The following is a 26,378-nucleotide window of genomic DNA, read 5'->3' as shown; positions in this document are numbered from 1 at the left end:
CGCACAGGATGGCACGCGACAATGGGCGGGTGCTCCCCCATCTCGACGCCGGTGACATCGAACGCGTCCGCGGCTGCCTGCTCGACGCCGGCTACACCCCGGACGGTGTGCGCGCCCTGTTGGGCCGCTCCGCGCACGACGCACTGACCCGCGGCGAGCCGGAGCCCGCGGCCCGGGCCAGCCGCGACGGCGGGGAGCTCGGCACCCTGGTGCGGCTGTTCCTGCTGGAGGACACCGAGCCCGAGCCGGCGGTGACCGCGGCGCTCGGCGACCTGGACCCGCTGCTGGCGGGCCGGATCCTGCGCCGCACCCCGGAGGGCATCCGGGCCGCGCTGGACGTGCGCCCCTACGGCGAGGGCCCCGGCGCCGACGGCGAGCCGGGCACCGACTGGTGGGTGGTGTCCGACATCGACACCCCGGCCGCGCGGCAGGACCGCGAGCACGTCACCGGCGTCGGCGGGGCGTCGCTGACGCTGGCCGCGGCGACCGTCCGCCGCCCGGTCGGCACCCTGCTCGACCTGGGCACCGGCTGCGGGGTGCAGGCGCTGCACGGCTCCCGGCACGCGCTGCGGGTCACCGCGACCGACGTGCTGCCGCGCGCGCTGGCGCTGGCCCGGCTGTCGCTGGGGCTGTCCGGGGTGGAGGTCGACCTGCGCGAGGGCCCGTGGTTCGCCCCGGTGGCCGGGGAGCGCTTCGACCAGGTGGTGTCCAACCCGCCGTTCGTGCCGGGCCCGCCGCGGGTGGACTACGTCTACCGCGACTCCGGTGCCGCCGGGGACTCCGCGCTGGCCGCGCTGCTGGGCGAGCTGCCCGGCCTGCTCAACCCGGGCGGGGTCGCGCAGCTGCTGGGGTCGTGGCTGCACGTGCGCGGCGAGGACTGGCCGGACCGGGTGCGGTCCTGGCTGCCCGACGGCGTCGACGCCTGGGTCCTGCAGCGTGAGGTCGTCGACCCGGGCCTGCACGTCGGCACCTGGCAGCGCGACGCCGGGCTGGTCCCGGGCTCGCGGGCGGCCCGGGGGCAGGCCGGGACCTGGCTGGACTGGATGGCCGCCGAGCGGGTGGAGGGGGTCGGGTTCGGGTTCCTCATGCTGCGCCGCACCGACAGCGAGCCGACCGTCGTGATCGAGGACCTGCCCGGCGAGCTGGGCGAGGGCCTGGGCCGGGAGATGACCGGCTGGCTGGACCGGGTGGACTGGCTGCGCGCCCACACCCGCGACGAGGACCTGCTCGGCGCACGGCTGCTGCTCGCCCCGGAGACGGTGCTGGAGTCGGCCTCGTCGGTCGACCCGGACGGCGGCTGGGCCGAGCTGTCGACGACCGTGCGCCGCTGGGGCGGCCCCGGCTGGGAGCACCCCGTCGACGCCCCGGCCGCGGCGCTGCTGGCCGGCTGCCGCGGCGACCTGCCGCTGTCCGAGCTGCTGGCGCTGCTGTCCTACGCCCACGACCTGCCGGTCGACGCGCTGGTCGCGGCGACGCTGCCCGCGGTGCGGGAGTTCGTCCGGCACGGCCTGCTCCAGCCGGTCCACGGCTGGCCGCACCCGGTGCCCGCGCGGACCGCGGCCGCGTCGCCGTCCGGGCCGGTCGGGTGAGGGCCGTCGTCGCCCGCGTGCGGCGGGCGTCGGTGACGGTCGAGGCGCCCGACGGCACACCGCCGCGGGTGTCCGGGGAGATCGGGCCCGGGCTGCTGGTGCTGCTCGGCGTGCACGCCGACGACGTCGGCACCGACCCCGCCGCGACCGCGCGGAAGGTCGACACGATGGCCCGCAAGCTGCACGAGCTGCGCATCCTGCGCGACGAGCTCTCGTGCGCGGACTCCGGCGCCCCGCTGCTCGTGGTGAGCCAGTTCACCCTGTACGGCGAGACCCGCAGGGGACGCAGGCCGTCCTGGTCGGCGGCGGCCCGCCCGCAGGACGCCGGGCCGGTCGTCGACGCGGTGGTGGCCGCGCTGCGCGGACGCGGCGCCACCGTCGGGACCGGGGAGTTCGGCGCGCGGATGGCCGTGGAGTCGGTCAACGACGGCCCGTTCACGGTCCTGGTCGAGGCCTGAGGCCGGTACCGGGCCCAGGTCTCAGCCGTCTCTCACCGGACTCTCAGCCGGAAAGGGGACGATGGGGACATGGTCGCCTCCCTGCTGTCCTGGCTGTTGGGCCTGTTCCAGCTCGTGCTGGTCGCCCGGGTCGTCGTGGACTGGATCGACGTGCTCGGCTCCGGACGCGGCGGCGCCGTGCTCGACACCGCCCGCCGCATCACCCACGGCCTGACCGAGCCGGTCGTCGCCCCGATCCGCCGGCGCGTCCAGCCGGTCCGGATGGGCGCGGTCGGGCTCGACCTGTCGGTGCTGATCGTGTTCGTGGCCGTGCTGCTGGCACGCCTGGTCGTGGTGCCGCTGATCCCGTTCTGATCCCGCCGGCCGTCAGCGGGCCGGGCCGAGCCGCAGCGCGGTGACCCGGCCGTCCTCGTCGAGGCCGGCCTCGGCCAGCCCGTCGGCGACGACGCCGTCGCGGCGCACCCGCACGGCCCACTCCGCGGTGTCGCGGGCGACCTGCTTGCGGGTCGGGTCGACGGTGAACTCCCCGTCGAGCAGCTCGCCGAGGTGGGCGAGCAGCGGCACCGGGGACGGTCGCTCCCGGAACGGGGCGGTCGAGGTCAGGGTCGCGTCCGGGGTGACGGCGGCGGCGACCGCGGCCGGGTCGGCGTCGCGCACGGCCCGCTCGAAGGCCAGCGCGCCGAGGAACCGGTCGGCCGCGGCGGCGCCCCGGCGCTGCAGGTGGTCGAGGAAGGCGACGTCGCGGTCGATCTTGGAGGCGGCACCGAGCAGCCGGGACCGCACCGTGCTGGCCGGCATCTCCAGCACCCGGACGGTCACCTGCCGGTAGCCCGAGTCCGGGCCGAGGCTCCCGTCGGCGAGCAGCCGGTCGATGGTCTCGATGAACCCGAGCTCCTGGTTGAGCGACAGGTTGCCGGCCAGTGCGTTGCGCCGGTCGGCGATCTCGATCGGGCTGCGCGGCTCGCTGTCGGTCTCCGACGGGTTGATCTGCACGACCCACAGCTCGTCGGGGTCGGTGTCGAGCAGGTCGCGGGTGGGCGGGTTCTGCGAGAACAGCCCGTCCCAGTAGACGCCGCCCGCGGTGTGCACCGCGCGGAACAGGGTGGGGATCGCGGCCGAGGCGAGCACGGTCTCGGCGGTCAGGGTGTCGGTGCGGCTGGAGAACGCCCGGAACTTCCCCGTCAGCACGTCGACGGCGCCGAGCAGCAGCAGCGGCGCGGTACCCGCCGGGTCCGGACCGATGGCGGCGAAGTCCACGTGCCGGGAGACCAGGTCGAGGAACTGGCGGGTGCCGTCGAACGGGCGCGGCACCAGGTACGGGGTGCCCGCCGGGACGAGCCCGAGCCCCTGCAGCGCACCCGCCGTCACCACGCCCAGGTTGGTGAGGCGTTCCAGCGGGGTGCGGGCGGCGTTGTCGGCCCAGAACTCCTCCAGTGCCCTCGCCGCGGCCTCGCGCCGGTCGGGGGACTGTCCGTCGCGCAGCCGGTCCCAGGCGACGAGTGCGCAGATCGCACCGCCGGAGGTGCCCGAGATCGCGACGACCTCGGCCGGGTCCTCGGTGGATCCGAGGACGTCCGAGCGCAGCAGCCGAGCCAGGACGCCCGCGGTGAACGCGGTGTGGCTGCCACCGCCCTGGCAGGCGATCGCGATGCGGCGGGGCCGGGTGCGGGGACTCATGCCGCCACCCTCGCGCGGACCGGTGGGTAGGGACAGCGCGACCCGGTCACACACGACGACGGCCCCCACCCGTTCCCGGGTGGGGGCCGTCGTCGGACGGGGTCACTTGCCTGCGGTGCTCCGGGTGGGGCGCGCGGTCTTCTCCGCGGCGGCCTCGGTGCTGCGCCCGGCGTGCTCGGTCACGGCCTCGGCGGCCTTGGTCGCCTGCTCGGTGACCTGGTCGAACACCGAGGTGCCCGCGCCCACGACCGTGCGGGCGAACTCGCGCTGGTGGCCGAGCACCTGCTCGTAGAAGTCGAAGGCGCGCTCGACGGCGGCGCCCGCGTCGGGCAGCTGCGGGCGGTCACCGGCGCCGAACTGGCGGGCCAGGCCGCTCGCGGCCTCGGTCCACCCGCGGACGGACTCGGTGACGAGGTCCTGGCCGCGCTTGGCGATGTCGACGAACTGCTCGGTGGAGGCGGTCATCGGTATTTCCCTCCCGGGAGATGGTTCTCGGTGTGGACGGGGTGCGGACGAGCACCCCGGCATGCCAAGAAAACTACGCACTCCCGTTAAGTATGTCAAGCACGATGCTCAGTCCCGCTGCACGAAGCTCCGGTACACCCCCAGCAGAGCCGACTTCTGCTCGTCGGACAGCCGCGCGTCGGCCTCGATCGCGGCCTCGACACCCGGCGGCGGCACGGCCGCGGGAGCGGCCTCCTCGGCCGGATCGGCGTCGCCGGCGGTGTCCGGGTCGCCGACCGACCAGCCTGCCCGGCTGAGCATCTGGTCGGTGTTGAGGTGCAGCGCGTCGGCGATCGAGCGCAGCACCTTCAGCGACGGCTGGTGCAGCCCCCGCTCGACCTGGCTGAGGTAGGCGTTGGACACCTTGGTCATCGCCGCCATCTCGCGCAGCGAGAGCTTGGCCATCTGCCGCTGCGCCCGGATGAACCCACCCAGGGCGTTCACCTGCGCACTCCAGGCGTCCTCGGCGGCCCGACGGCCGTTCTCGCGCAGCTCGTCGGCGGCGGTCTCCCCGGCGCTGTGCGGCCGGCTCCCGCCGTGCGTGCGGGCCTCCCCCGCGCGGCTCACGGCGTCACCGCCCGGAGGGGCCCGCGCGGCGGTCGCCGGCGCGCGGGCACAGAACGTACGCGGTCCATGGCGTCGCATTCTCCCCGCCGGACGGCGGTTGCGCACGCATCCGATGCCGTATCGACAGTGGACAGAGCCGACCACTGTCCATCGTGGACACAGGTCCGACCCGGTGACCAGCGGTGATCACCGGGTCGGATCCGGGGTCCGCGTGGTGGATCAGCCCCGCAACACGTAACGGCCGGGGGCGGGCTCCAGCGGCGGGTGCGCGTCCGACCCGATCCTCTTCGGCGCCGCGACCTCCTTGCCCGCGCGCTCGGCGATCCACGGCGTCCAGTCCTCCCACCAGGAGGCCTTGCGCTCGGTGGCGTCGTCGCGCCAGTCCTCGGCGCGGGCCGGGAGTTCGCCGCTCTCGCCGAACCAGTGACGCGACTTCGGCGACGGCGGGTTGACCACGCCGGCGATGTGCCCGGAGTTCGACAGCACGAAGCGCACGGTACCGCCGATCTTCGACGCCCCGGTGTAGACCGACTTCCAGGGCGCGATGTGGTCGGACTCCGCGGTGACGATGTAGCTGTCGGGCCGGATGTCGGCCACGTCGAGCCGCTCCCCCGCGAGCTCCAGCTTGCCCTCGGCGAAGCGGTTCTCCAGGTACAGCGTGCGCAGGTACTCGGTCTGCATCGCGGCCGGCATGCGGGTGGAGTCGGAGTTCCAGGTCAGCATGTCGAACGGCTTCGGGTCCTCGCCGAGCATCCAGTCGTTGACGACGTAGTTCCAGACCAGGTCGGTGGACCGCAGCAGGTCGAAGGTCGTCTTCATGCTGGTGGCGGGCAGGTACCCGTCCTTGCGCATGCTCCGCTCGAGCCGGTTGACCGTCTTCTCGTCGGTGAACACGCCCAGCTGGCCCGGGCCGGAGTAGTCGAGCAGCGTGTTCATCAGGGTGAGCGAGTTGACGCGCTGGTCGCCCTTGGCCTCCAGCCACGCCGTCATCGCCGCGGACAGCGCGCCGCCCAGGCAGAGCCCGGCGACGTTGACCTTCTGCCGGCCGGTGATCTCGCGGACGACCTCCAGGGCCGTGACCGGGCCCTCCTGCAGGTAGTCGCTCATCGTCACGTCGGCCAGCGACGAGTCCGGGTTGCGGTAGCTGATCATGAAGACGGTGTGGCCGTGCTGCACCGCCCACTCCACCAGCGACCTCTGCGGCGCGAGGTCCATGATGTAGTACTTGTTGATCCACGGCGGGCTCATGAGCAGCGGGACCTCGTGGACCTTGTCGGTCTGCGGCTCGTACTGGATGAGCTCGATCAGCCGGTTGCGGAAGACCACCTGGCCCGGTGTGACCGCGAGGTCCTTGCCCACCTGGAAGGCGCCGGGGGTGACCTGGCTCGGCATCCCGTGGTTCTGCACGGCGTCGCGCAGGATGTTGCGCGCGCCCCGCACGATGTTCAGCCCGCCGGTCTCGACGATCTTCTTCGGCCAGGCCGGGTTGGTGAGGACCGCGTTCGGCGGGGCCAGCGCCTCGACGATCTGGCCGACGAGCCAGTCCAGCTTGCGGCGCGCGGTCGGCGAGACACGGGCGGCCTGCGACAGTTCGGTCAGCCGGTCGGCGATCAGGGTGTGCTCCTGGCGGGCCAGGTAGTACCAGGCGTTCCCCTCCCAGGCCGGGTCGGCGTAGCGCTTGTCCTTCTCCGGCAGCGACGCCGGACCGGTGGTCGTCCCGCCGACGGCGCGCGCGGCCGCGGCGGACACCGCCCTGGCCGAGTCGACGCCGAAGCCCAGCCCGGTGCGCAGCACCGCGCCGGGCCGGGTGACCAGCGAGCGGGCCGCCTCGCCGAGCGCCCCGCCGAAGCCGACCGGGTCGACCTTCGCGGCGAGCCCCGCGGGGCTGGCGAGCTCGCGCAGGTCGCGCACGAGACCCGCCGCCTGCCGTCGCAGCACCTCCGCGGCCTGGTTCGACGCGGCGGCGCTGCCGTTCTCGGACTCGGGCTGGGGTACGGGCTGCGTGGTCACTGTTCGTCACTCCTGACGGCCGGTTCGGTCTCCGTGGCAGGGGTTCCCGTGGTCCCACAGGGAACGGGAGGCGCAACGGGATGGAGACATGGTGACCGCGTACTCGCCGGTAGGCAGCCCCGGATTGTTGTAAGGCCTCTCACCTGCGCTAAGCGAAGCAAGCACTACTCAAGAGTAGGTCTGCGCTTGCTTGACATACCGATCACGCTTTACCGTCGTGTAACCCGGACAGCCGCCGGTCAGCAGAGTTGATGGGAGAGGCCCATGAGCACGGCGACCACCCGACGGTCCGCACCCCCCAGGGCGCAGGGACCGCATGCCCTTCCCGAGACTCCCGTGGCCGCGGCCACCGGGAGCGACGACCGGCCGGACCCCCTCCGGTACCTCGTGTCCTACAACGCCCGGAACCTGACCAAAGTGGTGGCCGAGGTCGGCCGCGCCACCGGCGCCTACTGGATCGACGCGGTCCAGCGGGTCGCCCGGCCCGGCGACGCCGCCCGACGCGGGCTGCTGTGGATCTCGGCGATGGCCGACCGGCGCGAGCCGACCTGGCACCTGGCCAACGAGGTCGTGCTGTCGACGCCGTTCGCGTCGCTGCGCGACTTCACCGCCGCCGAGCACCGCGACGACGACGTGGTCCCGACCCTGGTGCTGCCGCCCCAGGCCGGGCACTCGTCCACCGTCGTGGACTACTCGCCGCAGCAGAGCCAGATCGCGATGATCCGCGCCTCGGGCCTGACGAAGGTCTACGCGCTGGACTGGCGGCCCGCGACGACCGCGACGAAGAACGTCACGATCACCGACTACCTCGAGGTGATCGACCGGTCCATCCGGCGGATGGGCGGGAGGGCCAACCTGGTGGGCGACTGCCAGGGCGGCTGGCTGGCGACGATCTACGCCGCGCTGCACCCGGACCGGGTCAACACCCTGACCCTGGCCGGGGCCCCGATCGACTTCCACGCCGGCGAGTCGGTGATCGCCGCCTCGACCCGGCTGATGGCGGGGACGATGGGGATGGCGCCCTACAAGGCGCTGGTCGCCGCGGGCGGCGGCAACATGCCGGGCTCGGCGGTCCTGTCGAACTTCATCTCGATCCAGCCGCAGTCGGAGATCTCACGGCAGCTGCAGCTGCTGGAGAACATCGACGACCCCACCCACGTCGAGCGCTACCGGGTGTTCGAGGACTGGTTCAAGTACACCCAGGACATCCCCGGCACGTTCTACCTGTGGCTGGTGGAGAACCTGTTCTGGAAGAACCGGCTGATCAACGGCACGCTCACCGTCGACGGCCGGACCGTCGACATGGGGGCGATCGACTGCCCGCTGCTGCTGCTGGCGGGCTCCGCGGACCACATCACCCCTGCCCCGCAGCTGTTCGCCGCGGCGGAGAAGGTCGGGACCCCGGCCGCGGACGTCACCTACCGGACGGCGACCGCGGGCCACCTGGGGCTGTTCATGGGCCGCGACGCGCTGCGCCACGACTGGCCGGTGCTGATGGAGGCCGTCTACGGCCACTCGGTGCCGGGGAAGAAGGACACCGGGGCCGGCAAGGCGTCGCGGCGGCGCAGCAGCGTCCGCGCGGTGGCCGACCCGCGGGACACCCCCCGGGTGCCCGCACCCTGACCGGCTCGCCCGGACTGGTCGCTCTCTAAGAGGACCCTGAGAGAACCGCAACTGCATGTGACCGAGGACACGGCCCCGCAGGCACATTTCCCGGCCTGCGGGGCCGCGTCGTGGGAACGATCCCCGGAACGGATGCGTTGACCCCGTACAGGGCAAGCGGCGAGGCCCATCAATCGCCCGCCGCAGCCCGAGCAGGGGAGGAAATGCACATGACGGTGACCACGACCGCTCCGGCCGTACCCGGCCCGCGCCTCACGACCGAGGCCCCCGCTCGCGCCACCGTGTCGTCGTCCGGCGCGAAGCGGACCGCCCCCCAGGTCGCTCGCAGCTCCCGCCGTCGCACCGACGGCGACGGAGGCACCGCACTGGACACCACCGTACCCGGTGCCGCGGCCGCCGTGGCGGAGGATCTCGACGCCCAGAGCCCCGCCGCGGACCTGGTGCGCGTCTACCTCAACGGCATCGGCAAGACCGCGCTGCTGACCGCGGCGCAGGAGGTCGAGCTGGCCCGTCGCATCGAGGCCGGCGTGTTCGCCCAGCACCGGCTGGACACCGCCGCCGCCGACGGCACGCTCGACGGGCTGGACCTGCAGTACCGCCGCGACCTGCGCGCGGTCGTCCGCGACGGGCTGCTGGCCAAGAACCACCTGCTGGAGGCGAACCTCCGCCTGGTGGTCTCGCTGGCCAAGCGCTACACCGGGCGCGGGATGCCGCTGCTGGACCTGATCCAGGAGGGCAACCTGGGCCTGATCCGCGCGGTGGAGAAGTTCGACTACACCAAGGGCTTCAAGTTCTCGACCTACGCGACCTGGTGGATCCGGCAGGCCATCACGCGGGGCATGGCCGACCAGGCCCGCACCATCCGGCTGCCCGTGCACCTGGTGGAGCAGGTCAACAAGCTGGCCCGGATCAAGCGGGACATGCACCAGCGCCAGGGCCGCGAGCCGAGCGAGGCCGAGCTGGCGGCCGAGTCGGGCATCCCGGAGCACAAGATCCAGGACCTGCTCGACCACGCCCGCGACCCGGTGAGCCTGGACATGCCGGTCGGATCCGAGGAGGAGGCACCGCTCGGTGACTTCATCGAGGACGCCGAGGCGACCGACGCCGAGAACACCGTGATCTCGAGCCTGCTGCACGACGACCTCCGCCGGGTGCTGTCCACCCTGGAGGACCGCGAGCAGAAGGTCATCCGGATGCGCTTCGGCCTCGACGACGGCCAGCCGCACACACTCGACCAGATCGGGCGCGCCTTCAAGCTCTCCCGCGAGCGGGTGCGCCAGATCGAGCGCGAGGTCATGTCGAAGCTGCGGGTCGGCGAGCGCGCCGACAAGCTGCGCGCCTACGCGAGCTGACCCGGGCCGGCCGGGCGTCCCCCCACCCGGCCCCGGTGAAGGACGGCCGGCGGAGCGATCGCTCCGCCGGCCGTTGCCGTCTCGGGCACCCCGGGGCTCCCCACGAGTTCGGGGTGCACGGCACGGGGATGTCTACCGGATCGATTCCGGACCCGATACGGCGACACGGTCCCCGACCGCGTCGGACCGCGGTGGCGCGTGCCACCCCCGGCCGTGATCGTTGTCCCGCGCGGCGCGGCGCGCCTACAGTCGGGTCATGTCCCGCTCCTCCACCGGACCGGCCGTGGGCGCGCACTCCGACGCCCCGGTGACCCCCTCGGTGACCCCGGAGACCATGCGCGACGTTCTGGGCGCCTTCGCGTCCGGCGTCGTCGTGGTGACCGCGATCGGTCCGGACGGGCCGATCGGGTTCACCTGTCAGTCCTTCGCCTCGCTGTCGCTGGACCCGCCGCTGGTGAGCTTCGCGCCCTCGCGCGGGTCCTCGACCTGGCCGCGCATCCGCGAGGTGGGCCGGTTCTGCGTGAACGTGCTGGCCGCCGACCACGAGCACCACAGCGCCGGGTTCGCCCGCTCCGGGGTCGACAAGTTCGCCGGGGTGTCCTGGGCGGCGGCGCCGTCGGGCTCGCCGGTCCTCGACGGCGTCGGCGCCTGGGCCGACTGCACCCTGTGGAACGAGTACGACGGGGGCGACCACACGATCGTCGCCGCCAGGGTCGACGCGCTCGGCGCGGACCCGGAACGGCTGCCGCTGCTGTTCCATCGCGGCACCTACGCCCTCACCCCGCGGGCCGCGTCGTGAGCGGCACCGCGGGCCGGATCATCGGGGTCGTGGCCGGACCGGAGCCGGGCGGGCGCACGGCGGCCGCCGTCGCCGGGATCCTCGCCGGAACCGGGGCCGACACCGCGCTGATCGAGCTGTCGCAGACCCCCGTCGCCGAGATCACCGCGGCCTTCTCCGACGCCGACGCCGTCGTGTTCGGCAGCCCGGTCTACCGGGCCGGGCACACGGCGTCGCTGCGGGCGCTGCTGGAGGCCACCGAGCGCGGGAGGTGGGGCGAGAAGACCGCCCCGCTCCAGGGCAAGGCGGCCGCGGTCGTGCTGACCGGCGCGAGCGGGCACCACTTCCTCGCCGTCGACGGGCTCCGGTCGGTGCTGGCCGGGTTCTTCGCGGTCCAGGTCCTCTCCCCCGGGCTCTACCTCGACCACTCCGGCTACGTGGACCGCAACACCCTGACCGAGCAGTCCGCGGAGCTCGCCGCGGCGCACGGGCGGGCACTGGCCGACCTGACCGCGGCGGTGCGGGGCTCCGAGGCGCTGCGCGCGATCACGCCCGTCGTCTGAGGCGGCACCGGGCGGCCGCGGGCCAGGGCGTCGGCGGCCCGCTCCCGCGCCCTCACGCGGCGGCCAGTGCGCGCAGGGCGGCCTCGGCGCCGTCGACGGGTGAGGTGTTGAACGCGATCACCGAGTCCGGGGCGTGCCGGTGCACCAGGTTCACCACCCGCTCGAACAGCACCAGGCACTCCGGGGGCGTGCGGAGCCCGCCTCCGACGAGCACGCAGTCGTAGCGGCGGGCGGTGAGCGCCGCGGTGATCCGCGCCGGCTCGCCGTCCGGGCCGACGAGGACCTCGGTCGCCTCGATCCCGGCCGCGCGGTAGGCGTCGCGGCCCCGTTCCAGGGCGGCGAGCACGGGTGCCGGGTCGTACCCGGGGATCCGCGCCGGATCGAAGCCGATCACCAGCAGTGTCGTCACGAGACCGCACGCTGCTCGTCACGGCACCGGCCGTCAACCCTGCGGCGCCGGTGCCGGGGTGCGCACGGCCGAGCGGGCGCAGGCCGGCGCGACGAGTGCGCCGAGCAGGCTGGACGCGGTCGCGACCAGGACGCGACGTGCCGGCCCGCCGGCGGCACCGGCACCGGCACGTCGCCCGCCGGTGCGGCCGGCACCGAGGTCACCCTGACGGCGGCGGCGCCCGGGTGGCGGACGGTGTCGTCGATGCCGCTGCCGGTACCCGCCCGGTGACCCGTTCGCTGGTCCGCGGTGAGCAGCCCGGGTGGGCTGCGATCGGGGCCGGGGGTCGGCGACTCAGCTGGGGAGGCCGAGCAGCGCGGGCAGGTCCGCGACCGAGTCGATGACGGCGTCCGCGCCCGCCGCGCGCAGCCGCGGCTCGCCGTGCGCCCCGCCCCGCACCCCGACGGCGAGCCCCGCCCCCGCCCGGACGGCGGCGTCGATGTCGGCGGTGGCGTCGCCGGCCACCGCGACCCGGGCGGGCTCGGTCCCGGCGCGCCGGGCGGCGGCGTGGAGCAGGTCGGGCTCGGGCAGGCCGCGGCCGTCGACGTCGGCGGGCGACAGGACCATGTCCGCGCGCTCGCCGAACCCCAGTGCCGCCACCAGCCGGTCCCGCAGTTCGGGTTCGAAACCGCAGGTCAGGGCTACGCTGAGACCGCCGTCGCGGAGCGCGTCGAGCGTGTCGGCGGCACCCGGGACCGGCCGGACGCGCCCTGCGTCCAGCGCGGCGTGCAGGTGCTCGGCGAACGCGGAGTGCGCGCGGCGGGCGCGGTACATGTCGCCGTCGAGCAGCTCGCCCAGCACCGACATGACCGGGCGGTCCATCGTCGCGCGGGCCTGCCGGTGCAGCGCGGGGTAGCAGGGACCGTCGACGCGGACCCCGGCGGCGCGCAGGCCCGCCCGCAGTCCGGCGAGCACGAGCCCGTCGTCGACCATCGTCGTCCCCGCCAGGTCGAGCACCGCCAGTTGCACAGGGGAACTCCACCGGCGCCGGGTTGCGATCACCCGACCCCGGGGCGACATCCGGGTGAACCGGCCGCGTCACTCCGGGGCGGGCGTCACCACAGCTCGCCGTCGCGCCAGTCGCAGACCAGCGCGCGGGCCGGATCGAGCGGCGCGTCGACGGGCAGGACGTGCACGGCGCCGCGCTCGTCCGGGGTGTCGACGACGCCGTCCGGGGTGAGCGCGGCCAGCGGCCCGGACCAGCGCCGCCAGCCGTGCCTGCGGTAGAGCCGGGCGGCGCGGTCGGCGGCGCCGAGGGCCCCGAGCCGGAAGCCACCGCGCACGATCCGGTCCACCTCGGCCATGAGCAGCCCGCCGAGCCCGCCGCCCTGCCTCCCGGGACGTACGGCGACGGCCTCGACGTAGCCGGTCCGGAGCGCGACACCGCCGTGCAGCACCCGCCGCGCGACGACGGCGGCGTGCCCGACCGGCTCGTGCGGCGGGCCGGCCAGGACGTGCACCCCGCCCAGGGCGTGGTCGAACGAGGTGTCGTCGAACCCGCCGGTCCCGTCGGCGCCGGCGGGGAAGGCGGCGTCGAGCAGGGCACGCAGGGCGCGGAGCCCGTCCGGCCCGAGATCGGCGGTGGGCAGGACGGTGAGACGCACTCCGGTGATCCTTCCGCAGTGCCCGGCGGTGCGCCCTAGAAGGTCGGGAGCATCCATCCGAGCACCGGGGTCGACTGCAGGAACACCAGCACGCACAGCACCGCGAGCAGCCCGACGCTCCACAGGATCGTCCGCCGGAACAGTTCGGACTCCCGGCCCGCGATGCCCACGGCCGTCGCCGCGATGGTGAGGTTCTGCGGGCTGATCATCTTCCCGACGACGCCGCCGGAGGTGTTCGCCGCGACCATCAGGTGCGGGTCCAGGCCCGCCCGCTCGGCCGCGGTCTGCTGCAGCGTCGCGAACAGGGCGTTGGCCGAGGTGTCCGAGCCGGTGACCGCGGTGCCGAGCCAGCCGAGGATCGGCGACAGGAAGGCGAAGGCCGCACCGGTCCCGGCGATCCAGGTGCCGATGGAGATCGTCTGCCCGGACAGGTTCATCACGTAGGCCAGCGCGAGGACGGTGGCCACGGTGAGGAAGGCGAACCGCAGCTTGTACGCGGTGGCGGCGAACTCCCGGACCGCCGTCGCGGGCGAGAGCCGGTACATCACCGCGACGCCGATGCCGCAGATCAGCAGCAGCGAGCCGGGCGAGGACAGCCACTGGAAGCTGTAGGTCGTGGTCGACACCGGGTCCCCGGACGCGCCGAGGACCTGTCCGTCCAGCCCCGGCCAGCCGATCTTGAGGTCGGTGCCGGCCAGGAAGGTCGACACCGGGCCGACCAGCTTCGCCACCGAGAACACCACGATGATCAGCAGGTACGGCGCGAAGGCCATGAACAGCCTGCCGACCGACAGCGCCTGCGAGCGCTCGGCGAGGGTGCGCTGCTCGGTCGCGACGGACCCGCCGCCGTCGCCGCCCGGGTCCTCGACGGGCGCGTCGGCGGTGCGCTCGATGCGCAGCGTCTCCATCGCCTCGGCGCCGCCGCGCGGCTGCCAGAAGCGCAGCAGGACCACGCCGGCGGCCAGCCCGGCCAGCGAGGCGACGATGTCGGTGAGCTCGACCGACAGGTAGGTGGCGGCCAGCCACTGGGCGACGGCGAACGCGAGCCCGATGACGAGTGCGACCGGCCAGACCTGGCGCACCCCGCGCTTCCCGTCGACGAGCAGCACCAGCAGCGTCGGGACGACGAACGCGAGGACCGGGGTCTGGTGGCCGACCACGGCACCGATCTCGTTGTACGGGATCCCGGTGAGGGTGCCCGCGGTGATGATCGGGGTGCCGACCGCGCCGAACGCGACCGGGGCGGTGTTGGCCAGCAGCACGACGACCGCCGCCCGGACCGGGGAGAACCCGAGCGCCATCAGCATGACGCCGGTGATCGCCACCGGGGCGCCGAACCCGGCGAGGGCCTCGAGCAGCCCGCCGAAGCAGAACGCGATGATGATCGCCTGCACCCGGGGGTCGTCGGAGATGAGCCCGAACGCGGCGCGCAGGTCCTCGAACCGGCCCGCGGCCACGGTGAGCTGGTAGAGCCAGATCGCGGTGAAGACGATCCACATGATCGGGAACAGGCCGAACACCGCTCCCTCGGTGGCCGAGAGCAGCGCCAGGTGCACCGGCATCCCGAAGGCCGTCACCGCGACCACGACCGCGACGACGAGCGCGGCCAGCCCGGCCCAGTGCGCCTTCCAGCGCAGGGCACCCAGCGTCACGAAGATCGCCACCAGCGGGAGCAGTGCGACGAGCGCGGACAGCCAGACGCTGCCGAGCGGTTCGGGATCTTGCTGGAACACGGGTCCACCCCGGGAGTCGTCGCCGATGACGGTCGCAGCCTGTCACGGTTCGCCCGGATTCACCGGTTCGGCGGTCATCCGGGGCGTACCGGACAGGACGCCCGAAACGAGAGCACACTGTCGTTTGAGCGGTTACCGTGGAGTGCGACGCGCCCGCGACCCTCCGGAGGCCAGCACCATGACCGACACCGCCACGGACTTCACGCTCCCGCTGCACATGCGCCGCGACCGGTTCCTGCCCGACGCCGAGCTGGAGCGCATCCGCGACTCCGGCGACGTCCCGCGGGTGCGGACCGCCTTCGGCGCCGAGGCCTACCTCGTCACCCGCTACGACGACGTGCGGCACGTGCTCGGCGACGCCGCAACCTACTCCAACGCCGGGAGCGCCGAGCTGACCCGCCCGGACGCACCGCCGCTGTCGGAGCGCGAGCAGGAGCAGATGCGGGCCGGCCAGCTGCTGCTGCAGGACCCGCCGGAGCACACCCGTCTGCGCCGCTTCCTCACCCGCGAGTTCACCCAGCGCCGGATGGCCCGCCTGGAGCCGCGGATCACCGAGATCGTCGACACCCACCTCGACGCGCTGGAGGCCGCCGGGCCGGGTGCCGACCTGGTCCCCCTGTTCGCCCTGCCGGTGCCGTCGATGGTCATCTGCGAGCTGCTCGGGGTGCCCTACACCGACCGCGACGAGTTCACCGCCCGCTCGACGCGCCTGCTCGACGTGTCCCTGCCCGCCCGGGAGCGCCTGGCCGTGGGCCGGGAGAACCGCGCCTACATGTCCCGGCTCGTCGATGCGGCGCTGGTCGACCCGGGCGAGGACATCCTCGGCATGCTGATCCGCGAGCACGGCGAGGAGATCGGCCACGACGAGCTGGTCGGGATCGCGTCGCTGCTGCTGATCGCCGGGCACGAGACGACGTCGAACATGCTGTCGCTGGGCACCCTGGCGCTGCTGGAGGACCCGGGGCAGGCCGCGCTGCTGCGCGGCGACCCCGAGCTGGCCCGGCCCGCCGTGGAGGAGCTGCTCCGGTGGCTGTCGATCGTGCACACCGGAGTGGTCCGGGTGACGACGACCGACACCGTCCTGCGCGACACCCCGATCCCGGCGCGGTCGCTGGTGATGTGCTCCCTGCCCACGGCCAACCGCGACACCGGGTCCGGGTTCGACGACCCCGCCCGCCTCGACCTCACCCGCGGCGCGGCCGGGCACGTCGCGTTCGGGCACGGCGTGCACCACTGCCTCGGCGCCCCGCTGGCCCGGATGGAGATGGCGACGGCGTTCCCCGCCCTGCTCCGCCGCTTCCCCACGCTCGCCCCGGCCGGGCCGGTCCCGCCCGAGGCCTTCCGGGCCTACCACTTCGTCTACGGCATGCACACGCTGCCGGTGACCTGGTGAGTCCGGGCGATACCGTGCAGTGATGACCGCTTCGTCGCTCGACGGCTCCCCGGCGGGCCGTCCGCTGCGCGCCGACGCCGCCCGCAACCACCGCCGGATCGTCGACACGGCGGCCGCGGCGTTCGAGTCCGACGGAGCGGACGTCCCGCTGGAGGAGATCGCGCGCCGGGCCGGGGTCGGCGTCGCGACGCTGTACCGCCGGTTCCGGACCCGCGACGTGCTGGTGCGGGCGGTGCTGGACCAGGTGTTCGTCGCCGAGATCGAGCCGACGGCGGCCGCCGGGGACGGCGACCCCTGGGCCGACCTGGCAGGGTCGCTGGGCCGGGCGGTGGAGGCGATCGCCGGACGGCGGACGATCCTGCAGCTGGCCCGCGAGACCGGTGCGTTCGACGTCGAGTCCGCCGAGCGCTACGGCCGGACGCTGACCCGGCTGCTGGACCGGGCGCGCGACGCGGGCGCGGTGCGCCCGGAGCTCACCCCGCGGGACCTGTCGGCGGTGCTGGTCATGGCGCTGGCCGTCGCCGAGGGGTCGGACGCGGCGGAGACGGCGTCGGGCGAGGACCGCGCCCGCTATCTGGCGCTGCTGCTCGACGGGCTGCGGCCGGGCAACCCGCCGCTGCCCCCGGGCTCCGAGGAGCACTAGCAACGATCGGGGCACGGTCGCTGTCGCGGGCGGCGCGGACCCGCTACGGTTCCGGTCGTCCGCTCGGCAACGGCGCCGGGCGGATCCGTACTCCTCCCCCGACCCGCCCGTCGCCGGGACTCAGCCGCCGAACCGGTCGGGGTGCAGCCGCCGGGCGAGCGTCGCGACCGCGTCGGCGTTGCGGATGCCGGGGCTGACCTCGGCGAAGGTCGTGGTGAACACCTTCCCGTGGCGGACCGCGGGGACCGTCGCCAGCGCCGGGTCGTTGCGCAGCCGCTCGGCCAGCGGCTCCGCACCCTCCGGGCCGATGTCGCGCCCGCAGCAGGCCGGGATCACGATCACGTCCGGGCTCGCCGCGACGATGCCCTCCAGGGACACGGTGCGCTGCCGGCCGGCGATGGTGTCGAACGCCTGCCGCCCGCCCGCGGCCTCGACGATCGTCGTCGCGACGTCACCGGTGCCGAAGACCCGCAGCTCACCGGTGCTGCCCGGGGAGTTCAGCATCGCCACCCGCGGACGGTCGGTGACACCGTCGAGCCGGCCGGCGACGTCGTCGAGGGTGCTGCGCATGCCGGCGACGACCTGAGCGGCCCGGTCCTCGGCGCCCAGCAGCCGCCCGAGGTCGGTGAGGTCGCGCTCGACCCCGGCGAAGGACACGTCGTTGTCGCCGATGCTCTGCTGGTTGCCGCCGTCGGCGGTCGGGCAGTAGGCGCTGAACAGGAAGGTCTCCGTGCCGGTGGCGCCGAGCTCGGCGCGGGTGCCGAGGCCCTCCCGGGTGAAGGCGCCGGTGAAGCCGGAGACGACCAGGTCCGGGGCGACCCGCAGCACCTCCTCGCGCGACGGGTATTCCTCGGGCCAGTAGTCCTGCGGCCGGAAGTCCGGGTCGAGCTGTGCCGGCAGCGGGTTGTCCAGGTAGGCCGCGCCGACCAGCCGGTCCCCCGCTCCGAGCGCGAGGACGGCCTCGATGCCGTTCTGGAACATCGCGACGACCCGCTCCGGGCGCTGCACGGGCACGTCGACGCCGCAGTTGACGACCGCGTCCGCCGCGGGGTCCGTGCCGTGGTCGCCGTGCCCGGCGGGTGCCGTGACCGGGTCACCCGCGCCGCACCCCGCGAGGAGCACCAGTCCGGCGAGCAGTGGCGCCCAGCGGCGCGGGTTCCCGATCACCGCGACAGCATAGCCACGACACCTGAGTGGTTCTTCAGATGTGCGGCTCTCGTCACGGCACGGTCCCCGCGCCGCCCGGCGTCAGAGCGCGTGCTGCAGGCGTTCCGCGAGCAGCCCCACGAACCGGGACGGGTCGGCGAGCTCGCCGCCCTCGGCCAGCAGCGCCATCCCGTGCAGCAGCTCGACGGTGCCGCTCTCGTCCTTCCCCGCGGCGCGGGCGTCGCGCAGCCCGGTGACCAGCGGGTGCGACGGGTTGAGCTCGAGGATCCGCTTCACCTTCGGCGGCTCCTGCCCCATCGCCCGGTACATCTTCTCCAGGGTCGGGGTCATGTCGAACTCGTCGCCGACGAGGACGGCCGGGGAGGTGGTGAGGCGGGTGGAGAGCCGCACCTCCTTGACGTCGGAGGTCAGGACCTCGGCCATCCAGGTGCAGAGGTCGGCGAACTCGGTCTGCTTCGCCGCCGCCTCCTCCTTCTCCTCGTCGGTCTGCAGGTCCACCTGGCCCTTGGCGATGGAACGCAGCGGGGTGCCGTCGAACCCGTCGACGGCGTCGACCCACACCTCGTCGACCGGGTCGGTCAACAGAAGGACCTCGTAGCCCTTGTCCCGGAACGCCTCCATGTGCGGGGAGGCCTCGATCGCGGTCCGCGAGTCCCCGGTCATGTAGTAGATCGCGTCCTGGCCCTCGCGCATCCGCTCCTTGTAGGCGGCGAGCGAGGTCGGCGCGTCCGCGTCGTGGGTGGTCGCGAACGCCGAGACCCCGAGGATGGTGTCGCGGTTGTCGGCGTCGGACAGCAGGCCCTCCTTGAGCGCCCGGCCGCACTGCTCCCAGAAGGTCGCGTACTTCTCCGGCTCGTTGTCGCGCAGCGAGCCGAGCACCGACAGCACCTTCCTCACCAGGCGCCTGCGGATCGCCGAGATCTGGCGGTCCTGCTGGAGGATCTCCCGCGACACGTTCAGCGAGAGGTCCGCGGCGTCGACGACGCCCTTGACGAACCGCAGGTACTCGGGGACGAGCGCCTCGCAGTCGTCCATGATGAACACGCGCCGGACGTAGAGCTGGACGCCGCGGCGGGCGTCGCGCAGGTAGAGGTCCATCGGCGCGACCTTCGGCAGGAACAGCAGCGCCTGGTACTCGAAGGTGCCCTCGGCGGCGAGCCGGATCGTCTCCAGCGGCTCCTGCCAGTCGTGGCTGACGTGCCGGTAGAACTCGGCGTACTCCTCCTCGGTCACGTCCTTCTGCGGGCGGGCCCACAGCGCCTTCATCGAGTTCAGCGTCTCGGGGCCGGTCTCGGATTCCGGCTCCGACCCGGACTCCGGTTCCGCCGCCTCGGCCGCCATGCGGACCGGCCAGGTGATGAAGTCGGAGTAGGTCTTCACGATGCGGCGCAGCACCGCGGGGTCGGCGTAGTCGTGCAGCTGGTCCTCGGCGTCGGACGCCTTGAGGTGCAGGGTGACCGCGGTGCCCTGCGGGGCGTCGGCGACCGGCTCGATCGTGTAGGTGCCCTCGCCGTCGGAGCTCCACCGCACGCCCTCGCCCGCGCCTGCCTTGCGGGTCACGAGCTCGACGCGGTCGGCGACCATGAACGAGGAGTAGAAGCCGACGCCGAACTGGCCGATCAGCTCCTGGCGGGCGTCGTCGCCGGCCTCCCGGAGCGTCGCGAGGAGCTCCGCGGTGCCCGACCGCGCGATGGTGCCGATCAGGTCGACGACCTCGTCGCGGGTCATCCCGATGCCGTTGTCGCGGACGGTGAGGGTGCGCGCCCCGGCGTCCGGCACGAGCTCGACGTGCAGGTCCTCGGTGTCGGCGCCCAGGTCCTTGTCCTGGTAGGCGGCGAGGCGGAGCTTGTCCAGCGCGTCGGAGGCGTTGGAGATCAGCTCGCGCAGGAAGACGTCCTTGTTCGAGTAGATCGAGTGGATCATCAACCGCAGCAGCTGCCGGGCCTCGGCCTGGAACTCGATCGTCTCGCCGCCGGTCGGCCTGCCGCCGGTCTCCGCGGAGTCGGTCTTCTGGCTGGTCGACGGATCCGTGCTCACGTCAGTCGTCCTCTCGGGTCTTCGCGGGGTGGTGCGGTCGCGATTGTGCCGAACCGGGACGGCCCCGCGACCTCCAGCCCGCCCCCTGCGCCGTCGCGGTGACCGGTACCGTCGCCGCAGGAAACCCCCGAACCGGACGGATCACCCTCGTGCGCACGACCCGCAGCCCGGCCCGCCGCCTCGTCGCGGTGCTGCTGCTGTCGCTGGTCGCCGCACTCGCCCCGATCGCCGGGTCGCTGACCGCCGAGGCCGTCCCAGCGACGGCGGCGGCCTCGGTCGGGCAGGACGTCGCGCCCGCCGAGGCGCCCCGGCCCGCGCTGCTGGGGCGCTCCGCCCACGACGGTCCGGTCGCCCCGGACGGGGCCTGCCGCCCCGGGCCCGTCCTGGACGTGCTGGTCCTCGACGCCGCCGGGCTCGGGCACGACGCGCCCGCGCCCGTCGACGACCGGACGACGGCCGCCGCCCCGGAGCCCGGGACCGGCGCGGACATCGGGTCCCGGGGGCCTCCGCGGGCCTGACCGGACGACCCCAGCGGTCGCCACCGCCCGCCACTCCCCCGCACCACCCCGCCGTGCCCCGGTCCCGACCGGGGTGCCCGCCGCCGAGGATCCCTGTGAAGCCACGCCCCGTGCTCTGGCGGGCGCTCATCGCGCTCGCCGTGCTCGCCCTGTCCTCCGTCGTCGCGCTCACCACCGCCCCCACGCTGGGCCTGGACCTGCGCGGCGGTACCCAGATCGTCCTGGAGACCCGCGACACCCCCGAGGTCGCCGCCGACGGCGAGGCCACCGACCGCGTGCTGGAGGTGCTGCGCGGACGCATCGACGGGCTCGGTGTCGCCGAGCCCAGCCTGGCCCGGTCCGGAGAGAACCGGATCATCGTCGAGCTCCCCGGGCTGACCGACCCCGCCGAGGCCGCGGAGACCCTCGGCCGCACCGCGCAGCTCACGATGCACCCCGTCCTCGGGGTCGGCGACCCCGCTGCCGGGGGCGCCCCCGGCCTCGACGAGCAGGGCCGGCCGCTGCAGCTCGGCCCCGCCGCGCTGTCCGGCGACCTGGTCGGTTCCGCGATGTCGACGCCCAACCCGCAGGGCGTCGGGCACGTCGTGAACATCGACTTCGACGGTGAGGGCCCCGCCCGTTGGCAGGCCCTCACCGGCCAGGCGGCGTGCGCCCCGATCGGCGATCCGCAGCGGCGCGTCGCGATCGTGCTCGACCAGCAGGTCATCTCCTCCCCGCAGGTCACCGAGCAGACCGCGTGCAACGTCGGCCAGATCGGCGGGCAGACCCAGATCAGCGGCAACTTCTCCCCCGAGCAGGCCTCCGAGCTGGCCGTGCTGATCGAGGGCGGCGCCCTCCCGCTGCCCGTGGAGATCATCGAGCAGCGGACCGTCGGCCCGACCCTGGGTGCGGACGCGATCTCCGCGAGCGCCTGGGCCGCGATCATCGGCTCCGCGCTGGCCGGGGCGTTCCTCATCGTGGTGTACCGGCTCGTCGGGCTCGTCGCCGTCGTCGCGCTCGGCGGGTACGCACTCGTCGCCTACTCGGTGCAGACCGGGCTCGGTGCCACGCTGACGCTGCCCGGCCTGGCCGCGTTCGTCCTGGCGGTCGGCATGGCCGTCGACGCGAACGTGCTGATCGCCGAACGTTCCCGTGAGGAGTACGCGGCGAAGCCGCGCCTGGAACGCGCCTCGGAGATGGGCTACGCGAACTCGCTGTCCGCCGTCGGCGACGTCGCCGTGACCTCGCTGCTCGCCGCCGTGCTGCTGTTCGGGCTCGCCTCGGGCCCGGTCCGCGGGTTCGGCGTCACGCTGGTCATCGGTGTGGTCGTGTCGCTGTTCTCGGCGCTGGTGCTGTCGCGGCTGCTCACCCTCGCCGTCCTCACGATCCCCGCGGTGAAGCGCAGGCCGAGGATCACCGGTATCACCGAGATCGGCCCGGTCCGGCGCAGGCTCGAGGCGAGCGACCCCGGGTTCCTGCGGCGGTCGGCGCGCTATCTCGCCGTCGCCGGGGTCGTCGTGGTCGTGATGGTGTCCGGGCTGTTCGTGCGCGGCCTGGAACTCGGTGTCGAGTTCACCGGCGGCCGGCTGGTCGAGTTCACGACGTCGAACCCGGTGAGCGTGGAGCAGGTCCGCGACGCCGTCGGCACCACCGGGATCGGCGGACTCACCGTCACCGAGACCGGCGACGGCGCGGTCGCGCTGCGCTCCGGCGAGCTCACCGACGCCCAGGTCGGACAGCTGCGCGAGGTCGTCGGCGCGGCGGGCGGCGGCGCGGAGGTGCTGCGCGACGAGCTCATCGGCCCCAGCCTCGGGGCCGAGCTGGCCCGCGGCGGCATCATCGCGCTGGGTGTCGCGCTCGCCGCGCAGTTCCTCTACCTGGCGTTCCGGTTCCGGTGGACGCTCGGTGCCGGTGCGGTCGCGGCGCTGCTGACCAACGTGCTCGTGGTGGTCGGGGTGTTCGCCTGGACCGGGCGCACCGCCGACGGCGTGTTCCTCGCGGCGCTGCTCACCGTCATCGGCTACTCGGTCAACGACACCGTGGTCGTGTTCGACCGCGTGCGCGAGCACTGGGCACGCAACGCGAAGGTGCCGTTCCACAGGGTCGTGGGGTCGGCGGTGCTCTCGACGCTGCCGCGGACGGTCAACACCGGCATCTCGACGCTGACGATCCTGGTCGTGCTGCTGTTCCTCGGCGGGGCGACCCTCGGGGACTTCGCGCTGGCGCTGATCGTGGGCATCGTGGTCGGGACGGTGTCGACGATCGTCGTCGCCGGGCCGGTGTCGATCCTGCTGCAGCAGCGCTGGACCGGACCCGCGCCGCGGACCTCCGGAGCGAAGCAGCCGGTCGGCAAGGCGGGACGGCGGCACCCCTCGAAGGCCGACCGCGCACGGCGCCGCGCCGGCGACGGCGCCGTCGTCTGAGTGCGCGTGGCTCACGTGCGGTCCCCGAGGTCGAGGCGTTCGCCGCAGCGGTCGATCCCGGCGCGGATCATCGCGCCGTAGCCGTCGTCGGGCAGCGCCCCCACCCGGTCCCGGGCCCGGGTCAGGTGGTGGCGCGCCCGGTCGTCGTCGCCGAGGCGGCGGTGCACGTCGGCGAGGTTGAGGTGCAGCGACGGCAGGAACCCGCCGACGCTCAGCGACGCGTGGTGGCGCTGCGCCCGTTCGTCGGTCAGCTCGTCGGCGGCGGCCAGGGCGCGCTCGTCCCACAGCAGCTCGGCGTGCGGGTCGTCCTGCACGTCGGCGGCGTAGTGGGCCAGCGTGCACCGGTGGAACGGGTCGCCGTCGGCGGTCACCTGCTCCCACAGGGCGTCGAACCGGGCGCGGGCCCCGGACCGGTCACCGGCACGGCCCGCCTCGACGGCGGCGCCGACGGCGTCCATGACGGGGTCTGCGGTGGCGGGCCGGTCCACGGGGACCTCCGATGCTCGGGGGTGGGTCGGCACGCATGCTGCACCGGACCCCCGACAGTTCCGCTCAGCCGCGCGGCAGCTCCCGCCAGCGCGCCTCGACCGCGCGCCACTCGCGGTCCAGCCGTCCCGCCGCCCGTGCGCGGCCGGCGACACCGGCGGCCGCGTACACCGCCACCAGGCCGAACCCGCCGACGACCAGCACCGTCGCCGAGCGCAGGATCCCGGCCGTCCGGACCTCGGTCGGGTGCTCCGGGGCGGCCGGGTCACCGTCGGGGCCGACCCACAGCCCGACCGTCCGGCCGGGGGCGACCCGCCCGCCGACGGTCACCGTGGCGGTCCGCACGACGCCGCGGTCGTCGGTCCAGCCGACGTCGACGGGCCCCGGTCCCGCGGTCGTCCCGAGCACGGTCGCGCTCACCCGGGTGGTCCCGGCCGCCCGGGCGGCGGCGGTCTCGGCGGCGTCGCCGACCGCGATCGCCAGCAGCAGGAGCAGTCCGGCCGCGACGGGCACGACGACCCGCCGGAGCCCGGTCAGGGCCCGCTCGACACCGTCGGGCTCGTCGGTGGGGTTCACGGGTCGAGGGTCGGCCCGTCCGGCCCACCGGACAATGCGGAAGTTCCGCTCTCAGCCTTCGGCTGTGACAGAGACGGCGTGGATGTGGTCCGCGAGCGCCAGCACCGCGGGCCATCCCGGCGAGCTCGGCTCCAGGGCCGCGCCCCGGCACAGCGACAGCCTGCGCCGGGCCCACGGCTCCCCCAGCGCGACCACCTGCAGACGCCCGGCGCGGGCCGGGACGGCGGCCGCGCGCCGGGGCACGACGGCGATCCCGGCGCCCGCCTCGGCCAGCGCGACCACCGTGCCCAGGTCCGCGGCGCGGGTGCGGTACCGCGGCGCGAGCCCGGCGTCGGCCGCCTGCGCGTCGAGCGAGAGCTGCAGCGGCGACGACGCGGCCAGCCCCACCATCGGGTGCTCGGCCGCCTCGGCGAACGCGATCGTGTCCCGGCCGTCGAGCACACCCTGCCCGGCGCCGACGACGACCAGCGAGTCGTCGCACAGCGGCTCCGCCCGCAGCCCCTGCCCGGCGGCCACGTGGTCGAGCACGATCCCCAGGTCCGCTCCGCCGTCGGCGAGGGTGCGGGCGGTCTCGACACTGCGCCGCAGGGTGACGTCGACGTCGGAGTGCGGCCGGGCCAGCAGGAACGCCGTCACCGCGCGCGGCACGAGGTCGTGCATCGCCGAGCTCCCGGCGAGCAGCGACAGCGGCGCGCTCGCCGGCCGGGAGTAGGAGGCGATCGCGCCGTCGAGGCGCGCCGCCCGGTCGAGGACCTCGCGGGCGTGCCGGGCCAGTGCCCGCCCGGCCGGGGTGGTGCGGACCCCGCGCCGCTCCCGGACCAGCAGCCCGACCCCCGCGTGGCGTTCCAGGGCGCGGACCCGTGCGCTCGCCGACGGCAGGCTCAGGTTGGCCCGCGCGGCACCGCCGGTGATGGACCCCTCGGCGACGACGTGCAGGAACAGCCGCAGGTCGGTGAAGTCGTACTGCACCCGTCGAGCCTATGGCAGATCCGTACTCCGGGTCGACACGTCCGATGCGGACGGACGCTGTCCGCATCGGGGGCCAGGATCGTCGCCGTGACCCCGACCCTGCAGATCGCGTTCGACGCCGCCGACCCGCACGCCCTCGCGCGGTTCTGGGCGGCCGCCCTCGGCTACGAGGTGGAGGACCACACCGCGGTCGTCGACGGCCTGCTGGCCGCCGGCCACCTCGGCGAGGCCGACGTGCTCGTCGACGGCGACCGCCGCGGATTCCGCGACGTCGCCACCGCCCGCGGACCGGGGCCGCGGCTGTTCGTGCAGCGGGTGCCGGAGCCGAAGTCGGCCAAGAACCGGGTGCACCTGGACCTGCAGGTCGGCCCGGAGGAGGCGCCCGCGGAGGTGGAGCGACTGGTCGCGCTCGGCGCCCGGGTGCTGTGGACGACGGCCGACCGCGGCCCGGTCACCACCACCCTGTGCGACCCCGAGGGCAACGAGTTCTGCGTGACCTGAGATCGCCGCGACCGGCTCAGCCGGGCTCGAAGTCGTAGGTCCGCCCGCCGACCCGGAGCAGGTCGACGGCCGAGACCAGCCCGGCGTCGCCGCCGCCCTGGTTGAACCCGGCGGCGTAGGCGGTCATGTCCGGGTACGCGGCCACAATGTCGGACAGCGTGCGCTGCTCGCCGCCGTCGCGACACTGCCGGTGGGCGTCGACCCGGCCGATCTGCCGGGTCGTGCAGAAGATGCCGGACCCGACGTCGTAACGGGTCCAGGTGCCGGCCGGTGCGCGGTCGGGCAGGTAGGTGAGGACGTGCAGGTCGCCGGCCTCCAGGGTGCCGCCGTCCACGTCGACGGCGATCACGAACGACGGCATCGCCCCGCTCGACGACGACGGGTCGCGGTAGGCCCAGTAGCTCGCGTCGGTGAACCGGGACAGCGGCCCGGCGACCTCGTCGGTGACGTACTGGCGCTTGTCCCCGTCGCCCGGGGTGCGCAGCTCGAGGGCGCCGCTTCCGCCGTCGGGCGGGGCGCCGTGGCGGGCGGTGAACCCGCGGCTGCCGGAACCCTCGTCGAGGGTCCCGGCGAACCGGTTCGACGCCGCCGGGGTGACGGTCACCCGCCCCGAGGGGGCGAACGGGCCGACCGCGACGGCGGGCTGCAGCGAGGCGAGCCCCACGAGCGCGACGACGGCCGCGGCCGTGGCGGTCAGTCCGTTCCGTCGTCCTCGACGCATCCGTCCTCCCCGAGCCGATCGTGGAGATCAACGACCGGGCACGCCCGGGGATACCGCCC

At 74.5% G+C, this 26,378-nt stretch carries 26 protein-coding genes; 12 read left to right on the top strand and 14 right to left on the bottom strand.

What is annotated here, in order from left to right:
- Nucleotides 1-8: 8 nt before the first annotated feature.
- The 3 genes from WHI96_RS10850 to WHI96_RS10840 all read left to right on the top strand — a co-directional run bounded on the left by WHI96_RS10850 (nt 9) and on the right by WHI96_RS10840 (nt 2,401).
- Nucleotides 9-1,589 carry a DUF7782 domain-containing protein gene (locus tag WHI96_RS10850; RefSeq protein WP_345649626.1) on the top strand — a complete coding sequence of 527 codons (1,581 nt, stop codon included), beginning with the start codon at nt 9-11 and terminating at the stop codon, nt 1,587-1,589.
- On the top strand, nt 1,586-2,047 hold the full coding sequence (gene dtd / locus WHI96_RS10845) for a D-aminoacyl-tRNA deacylase (RefSeq protein ID WP_345649623.1): 462 nt from the start codon (nt 1,586-1,588) through the stop codon (nt 2,045-2,047). The genes WHI96_RS10850 and dtd overlap by 4 nt, the downstream gene beginning before the upstream one ends.
- A gap of 69 nt (nt 2,048-2,116) precedes the next feature.
- Entirely contained in the window at nt 2,117-2,401 is a 285-nt protein-coding gene (locus WHI96_RS10840) for a YggT family protein (RefSeq protein ID WP_345649620.1), read from the top strand.
- Between the two features lie 12 nt (nt 2,402-2,413).
- Here WHI96_RS10840 and WHI96_RS10835 read toward each other — a convergent pair whose 3' ends face one another.
- The 4 genes from WHI96_RS10835 to WHI96_RS10820 all read right to left on the bottom strand — a co-directional run bounded on the left by WHI96_RS10835 (nt 2,414) and on the right by WHI96_RS10820 (nt 6,805).
- Entirely contained in the window at nt 2,414-3,724 is a 1,311-nt protein-coding gene (locus WHI96_RS10835) for a patatin-like phospholipase family protein (RefSeq protein ID WP_345649617.1), read from the bottom strand.
- A gap of 102 nt (nt 3,725-3,826) precedes the next feature.
- Nucleotides 3,827-4,189 carry a hypothetical protein gene (locus WHI96_RS10830; protein WP_345649615.1) on the bottom strand — a complete coding sequence of 121 codons (363 nt, stop codon included), beginning with the start codon at nt 4,187-4,189 and terminating at the stop codon, nt 3,827-3,829.
- Nucleotides 4,190-4,297: 108 nt separating this feature from the next.
- Entirely contained in the window at nt 4,298-4,795 is a 498-nt protein-coding gene (locus WHI96_RS10825) for a helix-turn-helix domain-containing protein (protein WP_345649613.1), read from the bottom strand.
- Between the two features lie 219 nt (nt 4,796-5,014).
- A complete protein-coding gene (locus tag WHI96_RS10820) occupies nt 5,015-6,805 on the bottom strand; it encodes a PHA/PHB synthase family protein (protein WP_345649610.1) in 1,791 nt (596 codons plus the stop codon).
- Nucleotides 6,806-7,141: 336 nt separating this feature from the next.
- Between WHI96_RS10820 and WHI96_RS10815 the strand changes: the two genes are divergently transcribed.
- The 4 genes from WHI96_RS10815 (at nt 7,142) to WHI96_RS10800 (ending at nt 11,121) form a co-directional block, all read left to right on the top strand.
- Nucleotides 7,142-8,428, top strand: coding sequence for an alpha/beta fold hydrolase (locus WHI96_RS10815; RefSeq protein ID WP_345649607.1), 1,287 nt, complete (start codon nt 7,142-7,144; stop codon nt 8,426-8,428).
- A 203-nt stretch (nt 8,429-8,631) separates the two neighbouring features.
- Complete coding sequence (locus WHI96_RS10810; protein WP_345649604.1) at nt 8,632-9,780, top strand: sigma-70 family RNA polymerase sigma factor; 1,149 nt, start codon at nt 8,632-8,634, stop codon at nt 9,778-9,780.
- Nucleotides 9,781-10,036: 256 nt separating this feature from the next.
- Nucleotides 10,037-10,579, top strand: a complete 543-nt coding sequence (locus WHI96_RS10805) for a flavin reductase family protein (RefSeq protein WP_345649601.1) — start codon at nt 10,037-10,039, stop codon at nt 10,577-10,579.
- Nucleotides 10,576-11,121, top strand: coding sequence for an NAD(P)H-dependent oxidoreductase (locus WHI96_RS10800; RefSeq protein WP_345649596.1), 546 nt, complete (start codon nt 10,576-10,578; stop codon nt 11,119-11,121). Before WHI96_RS10805 ends, WHI96_RS10800 begins: the two co-directional genes overlap by 4 nt.
- A 52-nt stretch (nt 11,122-11,173) precedes the next feature.
- Here WHI96_RS10800 and WHI96_RS10795 read toward each other — a convergent pair whose 3' ends face one another.
- The 4 genes from WHI96_RS10795 to WHI96_RS10780 form a co-directional block, all read right to left on the bottom strand.
- Complete coding sequence (locus WHI96_RS10795; RefSeq protein WP_345649593.1) at nt 11,174-11,530, bottom strand: hypothetical protein; 357 nt, start codon at nt 11,528-11,530, stop codon at nt 11,174-11,176.
- Between the two features lie 333 nt (nt 11,531-11,863).
- Nucleotides 11,864-12,538, bottom strand: coding sequence for an HAD family hydrolase (locus WHI96_RS10790; protein WP_345649590.1), 675 nt, complete (start codon nt 12,536-12,538; stop codon nt 11,864-11,866).
- Between the two features lie 86 nt (nt 12,539-12,624).
- Nucleotides 12,625-13,173, bottom strand: a complete 549-nt coding sequence (locus tag WHI96_RS10785) for a GNAT family N-acetyltransferase (RefSeq protein ID WP_345649587.1) — start codon at nt 13,171-13,173, stop codon at nt 12,625-12,627.
- Nucleotides 13,174-13,208: 35 nt separating this feature from the next.
- Entirely contained in the window at nt 13,209-14,906 is a 1,698-nt protein-coding gene (locus WHI96_RS10780) for an L-lactate permease (protein WP_345649584.1), read from the bottom strand.
- A gap of 178 nt (nt 14,907-15,084) precedes the next feature.
- Here WHI96_RS10780 and WHI96_RS10775 point away from each other — a divergent pair, with 178 nt between their 5' ends.
- The gene (locus WHI96_RS10775) at nt 15,085-16,299 is read left to right on the top strand and encodes a cytochrome P450 (protein WP_345649581.1); all 1,215 of its coding nucleotides are present in this window, start codon (nt 15,085-15,087) and stop codon (nt 16,297-16,299) included.
- Between the two features lie 22 nt (nt 16,300-16,321).
- Nucleotides 16,322-16,942: a TetR/AcrR family transcriptional regulator gene (locus WHI96_RS10770; RefSeq protein ID WP_345649578.1), complete on the top strand. Its 621-nt coding sequence runs from the start codon at nt 16,322-16,324 to the stop codon at nt 16,940-16,942.
- Between the two features lie 120 nt (nt 16,943-17,062).
- On the opposite strand, the gene WHI96_RS10765 is transcribed toward WHI96_RS10770, so the two are convergent.
- Both WHI96_RS10765 and htpG read right to left on the bottom strand, forming a co-directional pair.
- A complete protein-coding gene (locus tag WHI96_RS10765; RefSeq protein WP_345649575.1) occupies nt 17,063-18,109 on the bottom strand; it encodes an ABC transporter substrate-binding protein in 1,047 nt (348 codons plus the stop codon).
- Between the two features lie 81 nt (nt 18,110-18,190).
- On the bottom strand, nt 18,191-20,071 hold the full coding sequence (gene htpG / locus WHI96_RS10760) for a molecular chaperone HtpG (RefSeq protein ID WP_345649756.1): 1,881 nt from the start codon (nt 20,069-20,071) through the stop codon (nt 18,191-18,193).
- A gap of 224 nt (nt 20,072-20,295) precedes the next feature.
- Between htpG and WHI96_RS10755 the strand changes: the two genes are divergently transcribed.
- Complete coding sequence (locus WHI96_RS10755) at nt 20,296-20,664, top strand: hypothetical protein (protein WP_345649572.1); 369 nt, start codon at nt 20,296-20,298, stop codon at nt 20,662-20,664.
- Nucleotides 20,665-20,759: 95 nt separating this feature from the next.
- Nucleotides 20,760-23,066 (top strand): protein translocase subunit SecD, encoded by a 2,307-nt coding sequence (gene secD, locus WHI96_RS10750; RefSeq protein ID WP_345649570.1) that lies wholly within the window; start codon nt 20,760-20,762, stop codon nt 23,064-23,066.
- Between the two features lie 11 nt (nt 23,067-23,077).
- Here the strand turns inward: secD and WHI96_RS10745 are convergent, their stop codons facing one another.
- The 3 genes from WHI96_RS10745 to WHI96_RS10735 all read right to left on the bottom strand — a co-directional run bounded on the left by WHI96_RS10745 (nt 23,078) and on the right by WHI96_RS10735 (nt 25,097).
- Nucleotides 23,078-23,554, bottom strand: a complete 477-nt coding sequence (locus tag WHI96_RS10745; protein WP_345649568.1) for a hypothetical protein — start codon at nt 23,552-23,554, stop codon at nt 23,078-23,080.
- 64 nt (nt 23,555-23,618) lie between these two features.
- Nucleotides 23,619-24,128 (bottom strand): hypothetical protein, encoded by a 510-nt coding sequence (locus WHI96_RS10740; RefSeq protein WP_345649566.1) that lies wholly within the window; start codon nt 24,126-24,128, stop codon nt 23,619-23,621.
- A 51-nt stretch (nt 24,129-24,179) separates the two neighbouring features.
- Nucleotides 24,180-25,097: a LysR family transcriptional regulator gene (locus tag WHI96_RS10735; protein ID WP_345649563.1), complete on the bottom strand. Its 918-nt coding sequence runs from the start codon at nt 25,095-25,097 to the stop codon at nt 24,180-24,182.
- An 87-nt stretch (nt 25,098-25,184) separates the two neighbouring features.
- Here WHI96_RS10735 and WHI96_RS10730 point away from each other — a divergent pair, with 87 nt between their 5' ends.
- Nucleotides 25,185-25,598, top strand: a complete 414-nt coding sequence (locus WHI96_RS10730; RefSeq protein WP_208820245.1) for a VOC family protein — start codon at nt 25,185-25,187, stop codon at nt 25,596-25,598.
- Between the two features lie 16 nt (nt 25,599-25,614).
- Here WHI96_RS10730 and WHI96_RS10725 read toward each other — a convergent pair whose 3' ends face one another.
- On the bottom strand, nt 25,615-26,319 hold the full coding sequence (locus WHI96_RS10725; protein WP_345649558.1) for a hypothetical protein: 705 nt from the start codon (nt 26,317-26,319) through the stop codon (nt 25,615-25,617).
- Between the last annotated feature and the right edge of the window lie 59 nt (nt 26,320-26,378).

Origin of the sequence: Pseudonocardia tropica, assembly GCF_040105315.1 — a bacterium.
Taxonomy (GTDB): Bacteria; Actinomycetota; Actinomycetes; order Mycobacteriales; family Pseudonocardiaceae; genus Pseudonocardia; species Pseudonocardia alni.
This window is presented reverse-complemented; position numbering and strand designations above follow the sequence as displayed.